General features: G+C 65.2%; 11 protein-coding genes. 10 read left to right on the top strand and 1 reads right to left on the bottom strand.

Annotation, left to right across the window (positions count from 1 at the left end):
• The first annotated feature begins 258 nt into the window (after positions 1 to 258).
• From ACM0PY_RS11585 to ACM0PY_RS11540, 10 genes are all read left to right on the top strand, one after another.
• Positions 259 to 432, top strand: a complete 174-nt coding sequence (locus ACM0PY_RS11585) for a hypothetical protein (protein WP_414609323.1) — start codon at positions 259 to 261, stop codon at positions 430 to 432.
• A gap of 62 nt (positions 433 to 494) precedes the next feature.
• Positions 495 to 1,178: an outer membrane protein gene (locus ACM0PY_RS11580; protein ID WP_134972195.1), complete on the top strand. Its 684-nt coding sequence runs from the start codon at positions 495 to 497 to the stop codon at positions 1,176 to 1,178.
• Positions 1,179 to 1,346: 168 nt separating this feature from the next.
• A complete protein-coding gene (locus ACM0PY_RS11575) occupies positions 1,347 to 1,898 on the top strand; it encodes a fimbrial protein (RefSeq protein WP_134972196.1) in 552 nt (183 codons plus the stop codon).
• 58 nt (positions 1,899 to 1,956) lie between these two features.
• Positions 1,957 to 2,706, top strand: coding sequence for a fimbrial biogenesis chaperone (locus ACM0PY_RS11570; protein ID WP_134972197.1), 750 nt, complete (start codon positions 1,957 to 1,959; stop codon positions 2,704 to 2,706).
• A 79-nt stretch (positions 2,707 to 2,785) separates the two neighbouring features.
• Positions 2,786 to 5,368, top strand: coding sequence for a fimbria/pilus outer membrane usher protein (locus ACM0PY_RS11565; protein WP_235646774.1), 2,583 nt, complete (start codon positions 2,786 to 2,788; stop codon positions 5,366 to 5,368).
• Between the two features lie 29 nt (positions 5,369 to 5,397).
• Positions 5,398 to 6,414: a fimbrial protein gene (locus tag ACM0PY_RS11560; RefSeq protein ID WP_134972199.1), complete on the top strand. Its 1,017-nt coding sequence runs from the start codon at positions 5,398 to 5,400 to the stop codon at positions 6,412 to 6,414.
• A gap of 44 nt (positions 6,415 to 6,458) precedes the next feature.
• On the top strand, positions 6,459 to 7,193 hold the full coding sequence (locus ACM0PY_RS11555) for a fimbrial biogenesis chaperone (protein ID WP_235646773.1): 735 nt from the start codon (positions 6,459 to 6,461) through the stop codon (positions 7,191 to 7,193).
• Positions 7,194 to 7,393: 200 nt separating this feature from the next.
• Positions 7,394 to 8,332, top strand: a complete 939-nt coding sequence (locus tag ACM0PY_RS11550; protein ID WP_134972201.1) for a fimbrial protein — start codon at positions 7,394 to 7,396, stop codon at positions 8,330 to 8,332.
• Between the two features lie 63 nt (positions 8,333 to 8,395).
• Positions 8,396 to 9,070, top strand: coding sequence for a fimbrial biogenesis chaperone (locus ACM0PY_RS11545; RefSeq protein ID WP_235646772.1), 675 nt, complete (start codon positions 8,396 to 8,398; stop codon positions 9,068 to 9,070).
• A 482-nt stretch (positions 9,071 to 9,552) separates the two neighbouring features.
• The gene (locus tag ACM0PY_RS11540; RefSeq protein ID WP_134972203.1) at positions 9,553 to 9,924 is read left to right on the top strand and encodes a hypothetical protein; all 372 of its coding nucleotides are present in this window, start codon (positions 9,553 to 9,555) and stop codon (positions 9,922 to 9,924) included.
• A 221-nt stretch (positions 9,925 to 10,145) separates the two neighbouring features.
• On the opposite strand, the gene ACM0PY_RS11535 is transcribed toward ACM0PY_RS11540, so the two are convergent.
• Positions 10,146 to 12,341, bottom strand: a complete 2,196-nt coding sequence (locus tag ACM0PY_RS11535; protein WP_180884318.1) for a TonB-dependent receptor — start codon at positions 12,339 to 12,341, stop codon at positions 10,146 to 10,148.
• Positions 12,342 to 12,446: the final 105 nt, after the last annotated feature.

Genomic DNA, 12,446 nt, shown 5'->3' with positions numbered 1-12,446 from the left:
CTACATCGAGATGTTCTACAACCCGATCCGCCGGCATGGTTCCGCTGGCGGACTGTCACCGGTAGAGTTTGAAAGGCGCTACGCGCAGAGCGGCAACTGAGTGTCTACAGAACTCTGGCCGGTCCAGTCTTTGATGGGAGCGACAGCAAGTGGCACCCGCGTCGCGGTCGCGCCTACTTCCAGCCCACCACCGAGCAACTGCCGAAGCTCGAGCAGCGCTGGACCGACATCGTCACCAGTGGCCCGGCCCAGGACGTGGTGACGCCGCGCAACATCAAACTGCCGCTGGATGCGATCGACGGTGACATTGTCGCGCTGACCGACCTGTCCGACTCGAGGTTCTACCGCGCAGAAGGTCGCATTCTCGGGTCCAAGCCGATCCTGTTCCGCTACGACTCAGGCACTGCAGGCTGGGTCCTCCAGTCGCGCTGATCCTGAACCCGCAGGGCGTGCCACCGCCCTGCGGCTCTCATACTCTTACCAGAGCACCCACGATGAAAAGACCGCTGCTGGCGCTGTGCGCCATCGCTGCATCTGTACTGCCTTCGGTCGCTGCCGCTGAAACCGAAGCAGGCTACTACGCCGCCCTCCGTGCCATCGATGCCCACCACCAGGCGCGCAACATGGACGCCAGTGCGCGCCCGGGCATCGGCCAGTTCGTGGCGCATGACCAGCGGCAGCACTTCGCCACCGGCTCGGCTGCGTTCGGCCGCGCCTATGGCAATGGCTGGCGTACCGAGGGCGAGTATGTGGTTCGCCGCACAGACGCCTATTCCAGCGGCTCCACCACCTTTGCCTCCAGCCTCAATCATCATGACGTGCGTTCGCAGCGGTTGATGTTGAACGTCTATCGTGATTTCGCCCTGAACGAAGCCTGGTCGGTGTATGGCACCGCAGGTGCTGGCCTCTCGCACATCCAATCGGGCGGCTGGCAGGGATCGCCGAACCGTCAATACGGCAAGGCCAGCCGTACCGGCCTGGCCTGGTCATTGGGCGCCGGCATCTCGGTAACTGCCGGGAAGAACACGACCGTCGACCTGGGCTATCGCTATGCGGACCTGGGCCGTACCGAAAGCGGCTGGAACACCTTCGCCAACGCCCGTGGTTTGCAGGACGAGAAGCTGCAGCTGGATCTGGTGTCGCGCGAAGCGACGCTGGGGTTGCGGTACGCGTTCTGAACCGATCACGGTGCCGATGGGCAATCGATCATTTCTCGTCGTTGTCCTATGCCTGGGCATCTGCCAGATCCCTAGCATTTCCTCTCGAAGGGAATGCCCTTCGGCCGAGCCCAGACATAGCGCGGCTTGAGCGCTTCTAGACCTATCAACAACTGGATATTCAACATCATGAACAAGCTTGCAATTGCACTTTCGGCCGCGCTGACACTGGGCGCTGCCGCATCGGCTCACGCCGCTGACGCCACCATCACCTTCACCGGCAAGGTCGTCGCGTCGACCTGTTCGGTCCACGTCAGCACGGGCTCCAACACCGTCGCTCTGCGCCAGATCAATGCAGGCGCATTCAAGGGCGATCCCTCCGTGGGCAGCACGCCGTTCAGGATGACGCTGAAGGCCGGCTCCGGTACCGCAACCTGCGCCAAGGACAAGGCACGGCTGATTGTCGACCAGACTGCCAGCGACATCAATGCGGACGGCATGATCACTGATACCGCGGGTGGTACGGGGACCCGGACCAACGCTCTCGTCAAGTTCCTGGACGCTGACAACGGCGACGCAGCGATCGACCTGACCAAGCGCGACGACCCCGCCCTGCAGCGTGACAAGGATACTGGCGAGTTCAAATACAACTGGATCGCGCGCTATCACGCACCGGGCGGCGCTGCTCTGACCGAGGGTGATTTCAGCGGCAGGCTGGTCTTCGATATCGACAACTACTGATCCGTACTGCCGGGGGCACTACGCCCCCGGCAATCACCTGATTGCCGAGGATGCCTTCATGCCTATCATCCATCGAACACTGATGTGCTGCGCGCTTGCGGCGCCGACACTCCTGGCTAGTGTCGGGGTCGAAGCCAAGGTCGTGGTTGAATCCAATCGCGTGATCTACGCGGAAGGCACCAAAGAGCTGAGTGTCCGGACGCAGAACGCAGGCAGCGGTCCGGTGCTGGTGCAGGCCTGGGTCAGCGAATACGGCGCCCGAACGCCACCTTCGCAGAGCAACGCTCCGTTTGTGGTACTGCCCCCCGTCGTGCGCGTGGATGAGGGAAAGCACCAGGTGTTCAGGCTGCGCGCTCTCAGGAGCGACCTGCCTGCGGATCGCGAGAGCGTGTTCACCTTCAGCCTTGCAGAAATACCTGCTACCCCGGCGGGCGAGTCAAGTTCCAGCGCGGTGGTCAGTATCGTGTTCCGCAATCGGCTCAAGCTGTTCTATCGGCCGCAGGCGATCAGCAAGCTTGACGCCGCCTCTGCCATCGACAGTCTCCGATGGTCTGTAGTGCCTCAGGGTCACGGTTGGGCACTGCAGGCAGAAAACAACAGCCCCTTCCATGTCAGCACGGTCAGGGCTTCGATAACCGTGAATGGCCGCAAGACCGAAGCCAGCAATGTTGACATGCTTCGCCCCTATTCCAAGCACTCGTTCCCGTTGCCGGGTGCCGCGCCGACTTCATCGGGCACGGTCACTTTCAAGTACATCAATGACCACGGCGGCGACGTCGAACGCACGATGCCCCTGACCACGAACTGATCCGCCACCCCTCGCTGACCTGCACCACCTGGGCTCCGCCCGGGACGGCAGCGCCTTGCCCAAACACTGGACCATGACCATGACCCGACATGCCACGCACAACTCGCTCTGCCGTCGCCCGTTGGCGGCCGCAGTGGTGGCCGCGCTGCTGCCGATGTCCGCATGGGCCGCGCCGAAGGTGGAGTTCAACCCGGATCTGCTGTTCGGCATGGGCAGCGAACACGTGGACCTGAGCCGGTTCGAGCGTGGCGATCTGCTGCCGGGCACCTACAACGCGGATATCAGCATCAACGGCCAGGTCGTTGACCGACGGGATATCGTGGCTCGCGTTGCCCAGGACGACGAGGTGCGCATCTGCTTCGATGCAGCGCTCTTCGAGCTGATGGGCCTGGACGAGAAGCGGCTGGACGCCGAGCGCTCGTCTGGTGAGGGTGCCGCAAGCACCTTGCTGCCGCTGCCGGCCGAGTCCAGTTGTGAACACCTGGACGCTTTCATTCCGGGTGCAACGAGCGAGTTCGACGTTGGCGAGCAGGCGCTGCTGATCAGCATTCCGCAGATCTATCTGGCCCGCACCCCGCGTGGCTGGGTGGACCCGGCAAAGTGGGACAAGGGTATCGCCGCTGCCACCCTGGGCTACAGCCTCAGCCACGATCGCTATCGCAACGGTGGCACGGAGAGCCAGAGCACCAGCATGACCGTGGATGCCGGCCTGAACCTGGGGCAATGGCGGCTGCGCCACAGTGGCTATCTTCACCACAGCAACGACGATGGCATGCGCTACGCGGCGGGGCGCAGCTACCTTCAGCGCAACGTGCCGTCGCTGAACGCGCAGTTGACCGTGGGTGAGTCCTCCACCAGCGGCGACATGCTGCAGGGCGTGAACTACCGTGGAGCGAACATCACCACCGACCCGCGCATGCTGCCGGATGGTGCCAGCAATTTCGCACCCGTGGTGCGCGGTGTCGCGCAGACCAATGCGCGGGTAACCATCCGCCAGCGTGGCTTCGTGATTCACGAGACCAGCGTGGCGCCGGGCCCCTTTGAAATTGACGACCTGCAGATCTATGGCGCCAGCGGCGACATCGAGGTGGAGGTCACCGAGGCCGATGGCCGCATCGAGCGCTTCGTGGTGCCGTTCACCGCCATGCCGCAGCTGCTGCGCCCCGGCCAGCAGCGCTACAGCATTACCGCAGGTGAACTGCGTGATGACCAGTTCGTGCAGAAGCCGCGCTTCGTCGAGGCGACGCTGCGCAGGGGCGTGAGCAACCGGTTCACCGGCTACGCGGGTGCCACGGCAGCGTCGGGCTATACCGGGTTGGTGCTGGGCGGTGCCTGGTCGACGCCCATCGGTGCGTTTTCCGGCGATGTCACCTTCAGCGACGCGCGGATCCTGGGCAGCGACGGCGGCGTCGAGCGCCGCCGTGGCCAGTCGTATCGCGTTGCGTACAACAAGGCGCTGTTCGACGACAACACCAACATCACGATGGCGGCCTACCGCTATTCGACCAGCGACTTCCTGACCCTGGCCGACGCCATGCGCCTGCGTGGCAATGTAGGCCAGGAGGCCGGCTATGACATCGTGGGGCGCCAGCGCAACCGCCTGGACCTGACCGTCAACCAGCGCCTGCAGGACGGCAAGGGCCAGCTGACGTTCACCGGCAGCACCAGTGACTACTGGGACCAGAACCGCCGCCAGACCAGCTTCTCGCTGGGCTATGGCAGCCGCATCGGGCGCGCCAGCTATACGATCAGCGCGCGTCGCACGCTGGAATCGTCGCTGTTCTCCAGCAACGCGGCGAAGGCCACCAACAGCGTGTACCTCAGCGTCAGTGTGCCGCTGGGCGTGCCGGCCAGCGCGCCGCGCCTGGATGTGAATTCAAGCCGCGACAGCAGCGGGCGCAACGGCTACGGCGTGGGCGTGATCGGATCCCTTGGCGACACCGGCCTGGGCAGCTACAGCGCCTCGCTCAATCGAGACGGCGACCGTTCCAGCTACGGCGTCAGTGCCAACTATCAGTTGCCGGTGGCACACGTCACCGGTTCCTTCAACCGCGCAACGCAGAGCAGCCGGCTGTCGCTGGGCGCCAGTGGCGGCCTGGTGGTGCATGGTGGTGGCATCACGCTGGCCCAGCGCCTGGGTGAGACCGTTGGCCTGGTGCATGTGCCGGGCGCCGCGGGCGCCAGGATCGACAGCGCCACCGGCGTTAAGACCGACTCGCGTGGTTATGCCGTCGTACCGCACCTGAGCCCGTTCCGTCGCAACGAGTTGGGCGTGGACCCCAGTGACCTGTCACTGGACGTCGAACTCAGCGCCGGTTCCGTGTCTGCCATCCCCAACGCAGGTGCGGTGGTGAAGATGGTGCTGCCGACCGCGGTGGGCCGCAATGCGCTGATCGAAGCGCGACTGCCAGACGGCACTGCATTGCCCTTCGGTACGGATGTGCTCAATGCACAGGGCGACGTGGTGGGCGTGGTGGGCCAGGGCAGCCGGCTCTGGGTGCGCGGCCTGGATGAGCAGGGCGAGCTCTTTGTGGCCCATGGGGCAGGTGAGGGGGCGCAGTGCCGCATTCCTTATGACCTGCGCGACAGCCAGAGCGCCGACCTTCTGGTGGCGGCCTGTGTGCTGCCATCCGGTGATCAGGCTCAGCTTGCGGCTGATTGAATCACTTTTGGCATAGAGGGGCACGAAACATGAAATCTCACGTACGGAAATGGACCAGGCAAGGACTGCTGCCGATGATGACGGCCGTAGCCATGGCTATCGCTGCTCCCGCCATGGCGCGTTGCGATTATGCCGGCGATCTTCGAGCGACACTTACCGGACTTCGGTTCACGGTGAATGGTGTACAGAATGGCAGGCCGATCTCGCCGTGGTACAGCGTGTCGCCTGGCACAACTGCCGGTGGCTGCACTGCCGGCAACCTTGGAACTTTGGATGTAACTGGGCGTGCCACGACATTGGGCAGCTACACGGAAGGACGGTTCACCTACTCCATCTATGATTCTGGGGTTCCGGGCCTTGGCTTCATCGTTGCGGTCCGGAGCGATGAGCGGATGAACGACATCGACTATCAACCAGTGCTGGCGGGTACGACCAACTCCAAAGTAGTTTTTGACGACTGGCTATACCTGGACCTGCGAATCCGCTTCATCAAGGTTGGCGACATTCCGGAAGGCACCTTGTCTGTACCGGAGATTACCATGGTGGACTACGTCGTTCGCGACCACACGACGAAGCAAGACTACGGAACGCTGAGGCTTGGCGCGACCTCGATTGATGGCATCTACCGCAAGCTCTGCTACCCCAGGAACACATCGGTGAACATGGGCCGTGCGCTGCAGACGGAGTTCTCCACGCGTTACAGCCACAGTGCGCCGCGTACCTTCGATATCGTGCTGGACTGCGAGGAGAAGGTCGGTGATGTCCTGTTCTATCTGGAGGAAAATGCGGCCAGCCTGCTGCTTGATCGTGATCGGGGATTGGTTGAAGTCAGCGGTGGGGCAAAGGGCATCGCGCTGCAGATGACGGACGTGGGCGGAACGCCGATTCCGTTCGATACGGTCAGGCCGTTCGGCCACAGCGGTGATGCCGCCGGCGAGTTGCGGCGTACCTTCGAGGCACGCTATGTGCAGACCGTCGGTGATGCCGATGACATCGTGCCGGGCAATGCGAACGCCTCCATTTCCATCGTGATGGCCTACCCATGACCCGTCGACTGGCAGCCTGCGGCATGACGGTGGCACGGGTGCTCGTGGCCTGCCTGCTGCTGATCAGCGTGGGTGACGCCGCAGCGCAGGTTGCACTGCCCAGCACCAGGGTCGTCATCCGGGCCGAACAGGGCGCGGTAACCGTACCGCTTCGCAACATGGGGGAGGTGCCGGTGCTGGTACAGGCCTGGATTGCCGAAGGTGACCCGAATCAGCCGCCGGAGCAGTCAGCGGCACCGTTTGCAATGGCGCCACCGTTGATGCGGCTTGACCCCGGCAAGGACAAGCCGCTGCGCATCAGAACGCTGGCAACGCGCGCGCCCACCGATGCGCGAGAGCACCTGTACTGGTTGAACGTGCACACCATTTTATCGCGTTCGCAAGACCCGCAGGGCGATCGGCTGGAATTGCCGGTGCGCAGCATCTACAAGCTGCTGTACCGGCCTGAAGGCCTTCCAGCGCCAAGCGTGAAGCGGGCAGAGGCGGTCGAGCTGCAGTTGCGGAGCGAGGGCGCGGCGCGATCCCTGGTCGTGACCAATCCGACGCCGTATTACCTGAACCTGGGCGACGTAACGTTGGTGCACGCGTCGGGTGATACCCGCTTGGGCAACCCGCATGTGGCACCGTTCGGCAACGTCGCGATTCCGATACCCGGCGATGCCCCGGATGGAGGACTGAGCGCACGCTTGAACTGGATCGATGATGACGGTCGCCTGCTGCAGATCGTCCGCAAACTGGACCACGGGCCGGCAGTAGACCCACGGGCGGGCGTCAACTGAGACCATTGGCGTGCCGGGCTGCGCCAGACTTGCGCAGCTGGCCTGCGGGAGGGTATACCGTTCGGCATCACGGCTTGAGGCGGCACGTTCCGGCTATGGACCCATCCGCTGGCGAGGTTCTGAACGTGGGTCCTGCGCGGCGGCCAGTTGCGCGTCTTGGGCTTTTGCTGTGCACCTGCGTGCTCGCGCCTGGCATCGCCATGGCGGCCTCCTGCAGCGGCGGTGGTGGCCATACGGACTTCCAACCACCCGCACTGGTGGAGTTCACCGCCCGCGACGTTCCCGTAGGCGCGGGCCTGACACCGTGGCTGCCGGTCAATGGTGGCGCGTCCACCGGCGAGTTCCGCTGCGACTCGAACGCCCCCATCGACTACCGGATGGAGACGCACGGCGGGTTCATCAGCGAACGCTATCGCGAAAGCGGCGCAGAGTACGTGGTGTATGAGACCGGCGTTGCGGGGGTCGGGATGGCGTTCCTGGCGGAATTCGAACGCAGCACCCGCGGACGCCCATCAGCACTGGGCTACGACGAGGTGGTGCTGCATGCAGGCGACAGCGGCACCGGGCCGGTGGGGGCGCGGCTGAAGGTGAAGTACATCCGTACCGGCAACATCGCCTACGGCAGCGCTGCCACCACCCGGGAAATGGTGATCGAGTCACGCCTGTATGAAGGCGCCGCCGGTCCATTGCGGCAGCAGCTGTGGGTAGGTGCAACGACCCTGAAGGTCAAGGACCGCCCGAGCTGCCGCATGCGCACGAAGGAGGTCAACATGGGGTTCGTGCCGGTGGCCGCGTTCACCGGCGTGGGGTCCACCGCCGGCGAACGCAGCTATGAGCTGGTGCTTGACTGTGAGGCCGGTGTCGGGCGGGTGGACTATCAGGTGGTTCCCACCACGGCGGTGCTGGATGCCGCACAGGGCATCGCCGAGGCCAGTGGCGGCGTGGTCGGCGTGGGCTATCAGTTCCTCAACGGCGATGGTTCACCGATGCGCTTCTATGGGTCCGATGAGTTTGGCAGGGGTTCGGCCAATGCCGAGATCCTGCGCAAGACCTTTGGCGTGCGCTATCGGCAGACACTTCCGGCCATCACGCCCGGGCCCGCCAACGCGGGCCTGACCTTCAGTCTGACCTTCCCCTGAGGCCTCATGCCCTATCACGTCCAAGCAAAGACACGGTTGCGTGCTGGTTTCTGGAGCGTTGCATTGTCTCTGCTGCTCCTGGCGCCTGGCGCGCAGGCCGACGTGACCGTGGAAGGCACGCGGGTGATCTATGCAGCAGGCCAGCGTGAGGCGGCGCTGCGATTGAAGAATGACGGCGAACGCGCATCGCTGGTGCAGGCGTGGGTGGCCGACGGCAACCTTCAGCAGACCCCGGAAGCCTCCGAAGCGCCGTTCGTGCTTGACCGCCCGATGCTGCGATTGGACCCCGGTGCATCCCACGCACTGCGGATAAGGGGCATCGCACCGCAGCTGCCGACGGGTGACCACGAGCACCTGTACTGGCTGAACGTGGTGGATGTGCCCGCGCGCGAGGCCAAGGAAGGTGACAACGTAGTGCAGGTGGCCATCCGCTTCCGCATGAAGCTGCTGTACCGCCCGCAGGGGCTCGGGGCGCCGGTGAATCCTGACGGCCAGGTCAGCATGGCCGCTGGCGCGGGCGGGTTGGCGCTGCGCAATGCCGCACGGCACTACTTCAACCTGGCGGGCATGACATTGGTCTCCGCCTCCGGCGAGTGGGCGGTGGATGCGTTCTACCTGGCCCCCGGTGAGAGCCGGATCTTGGCGCTGCCCGAAGAGTTTAGCGGTCCGCTGACGGCGGTGCGCTATGAGTGGGTGGACGATGATGGCGTGCTGCATGCGGTGACGCGGCCGCTCTGACGGCATTGAGGGCGTGGACATGTCGGCATCGGCGTGGCCGTGGCGGTGATGCGGGTTCGGGGCGCTGGCGGTTGGGGATGTGCCGGGCCCAGGTGGGAAGCGTGCCCGTGGCGCGCGTGGGCCCTGAAACACGGGCGTCTGTGGGTGTGCGACAATGCCACCCGCTGTATGAATGTCTCCGTCTGTGCACCGCAGCGCTTGCTGATGGCAAGCCGGTTGTGCGCATGATGGGTTGCCACCGGAAAAGGGTGGCCGGGTGTGGAAACCCGTTTGGTCGATTGATGTTTGATGTCTGCGCTTGCCAGTCGGCGTCGCCTCGTGCGGCGCCGGCTGGCAATCCGCTCGCGTTCCATGGCGGGCGGTACGTGGGGTGTACGCAAGTGCGCCCACCGGCCGATTAATCGACCACCGGTTTCCACACACGTACCGTCCCGCCGCCTTTGTTAAGGGCGGTGGCGCCGTAGCTTGTACGGAGACCTGCCATGAACCCTTCGGACATTCCCCCTTTGCGCGCCCAGTACGCCCCGGCCAACGCCGATGAGGGCGAAGAAGCGAGCGCGACGCCCGACCCCTGCAACCTGATCGCGCTGCTGCACCAGATCGGCCGCGGCGTGGCTGCCGACGGCCAGCCCTGGCCCGAGCGCCATCAACTGCCGGGCCGATGCCTGGCATTGGCCGATGCCGATGGTGCGTTGGCCGGCCTGCGCATCGTCAACGAGATCCTGCTGGCCGCCGAGCGCGCCCGCCAGAACGGTGGCCCGGAACACTACGTGGGCGACCGCGTGATGGAAGGGCTGAAGCTGGCCGCGCTGGCGCTGACCAACCACGCCATTTTTCGTCTGCACCCCGAGTAGACCTACGACGAGCGTGGATGCTGTTGGTGTAGAGCCGAGCCTGCGCTCGGCTCATCGGGCAAAACGCAGCCGAGCGTGGGCTCGGCTCTACAGAATATTCGCATCCTGCCTGGATGCCGTTGGCGGATGGCCCCGCGCTCTGTAGAGCCGAGCCTGCGCTCGGCTCACCGGACGAAACGGAGCCGAGCATGGGCTCGGCTCTACAAGGGGTCCATGCCCGCTCAGAAATCCATCGTCACCGACAACAACACCGTTCTCGGCGCTCCCAGCGCCAGACTGGACAGCAACGGCATGCCCCAGTACGCCTTGTTGGTCACGTTGTTCACCGTGGCCCGCAGCGCAAGGGGCCGCCCGGCTAGCGTGGTGCTGTAGCGCGCGCCGACGTCGAACAACGTCCGCCCCGGCACTGACAGGCGGTTGTCGGCACTGATGTACTGCTTCGACATCGCCGTGGCATTACCTGTCAGAGTCAGGCCTTCCAGCGCGGGCACATCCCATTCCACGCCCAGCTTGGCCTGCCGCTGCGCAATCGCTGTGGCCATGCGGCCTTCATTCACGCCGCCCGCCGTACGGGTCAGTTTCGGCTGTACATAGGCCACGCCACCGAGCAGGCGCACGCCGTCCAGTGGCGCGCCGAAGAAGCCCCATTCCACGCCACGATTCCGCTGTTCGCCGCCAAACGAGAAGATATTCGTGACCGGGTCGGTGTAGCTGCTCGGTCGCTTGATCTCGTACACGCTGAAGGTGTGCGCGAAGCGGCCCAGATCCAGCTTCAGGCCCAGCTCCTTCTGCTTGGTGCGGAACGGCGCGAACACATCACCGGCATTGGCGGCGGTCATCGGCGCGGTGGCGCCCTGGCTGAGGCCTTCGATGTAGTTGGTATAGAGGGAGACCTTGTTGGTCGCCTTCACCAGCAGCGCCGCTGCCGGGGTGGTGGCGCTCTCGTCGTAGCGTGAGGTGCGTGCACCCGTGGCCACGTTGAAGGTCTCGCTGACCACCTGCTGGCGGCGCACACCCAGCGTCAGCTGCACACGTTCATCGGCAAAGGACAAGGTGTCGGCGAAGCCGATGCTGTCCAGCCGCAGTTCGGTATGCGAGATGTGCGGCGCTACGAACGGCGCGGCCGGGCCCCACACCGGGTTGTAGAGGTTGGTGGTCCAGTCCCAGCCCGGCACGCTGCGGCGGCCGTAGTCGTTCTGGGTGTGCTGGTAGTGGGTCACGTTGGCAGCCCACTGGTGGCCGACGCCGCCGGTGTGGAACGAACCGCGCAGGCCGGCATCTCCGGACTGCTTCCTGATATCGAAGGCGAGCTGGCCGATCACCGTGGTGAAGTCGCCGGCCGGATTGAGGATCTGCGCGCTGATCGAGCCGTTGTAGCGGTAGTCGGTCTTGGTGGTGCCGTAGGCCAGGTAGGCCATCAGGGTATCGCTGATATCCAGTTCGCCCCGCAGCATCGCGCCCTTGTCCCGGCTGTCCACGTAGGCCCAGTCCGGGTTGATCAGCGTATCGCCGCGTGGCGGGCGCGGAATGGCCACGCCCGGTGCCAGGCCCACGCCACGCGCCGGACCGTCCACGCGGTCGTCGGCGCTGTACAGATCGGCCGAAAGGCGCGCGCGTTCGCCGCGCCAGTCCAGCGCCAATGAACCGAGCTGCACCTTCTTGCGCTGCTTGCCGACCGCGCCATCACCATCACGGTACGCGCCGTTGAAGCGGATGCCGAACTGCTTGCTGGCACCCAGGCGGCGGCCGGCATCCACATGGGTACCGAACTGCGCATCGGAGGCAAAATTGGCACTGACCCGCAGCAGCGGTTGCTCGCTTGCGCGCTTGGGCACCAGGTTGACGCTGCCACCGACCGAGCCGCCCGGCGGCATGCCGTTGAGCAGCGCAGACGGTCCCTTCAGCACCTCGATGCGCTCGAACATTTCCGGCGAGGTGCGGTAGTAGGGCGCCATGCCGCTGAGGCCATTGAAGGTGGTGTCGCTGGTGTTGGAGGCGAAGCCGCGGATCGCGTAGTTCTCGCTCCAGGAGCCGGTGACGCCGTTGCTGAAGACGGTGGGGTCGGTGGCGGCGATGACGTCGGTCAGGTCCTTGGCCTGGCGGTCGCGGATGAAAGATTCGGTGTAGCTGATCGTGCTGAACGGCGTGTCCATGAAGTCCTTGTCGCCGAGCAGGCCGATACGGCCGCCGGCGGCCACCTGGCCGCCGGCATAGTCGCCGGTCACGCGGCGCTGTTCCTGTACCTGCACCGAGGGCAGGGTGGATGGGGCGGTTTCGGCCAGCGCGGCACACGATGCCAGCAGGCCAAGCGCCAGGGCCGAGGCCCGGTAGCGCCGGCACGGGCCGTGCAGATGCGCTTGGCCGCATGACGCGGCGGCAGCGCGGTTCTGCGGGGAAGAAGAGGGGTACGTGGTCATGCCAGGGTCCTGTGAATCTTGGGCGCGAGCGCGCCTGGCGCGCTGCCATCGGCAAGCACGGGAAGAGCGCGCAGCGCAGGGTTGTCGGCTGGGTGGGGACCTGGC

Origin of the sequence: Stenotrophomonas sp. BR163 (genome assembly GCF_047520985.2) — a bacterium.
GTDB classification, from domain to species: domain Bacteria; phylum Pseudomonadota; class Gammaproteobacteria; order Xanthomonadales; family Xanthomonadaceae; genus Stenotrophomonas; species Stenotrophomonas sepilia.
Note: the sequence above shows the minus strand (reverse complement) of the source record. Positions and strands in the feature narration are given on the sequence as shown.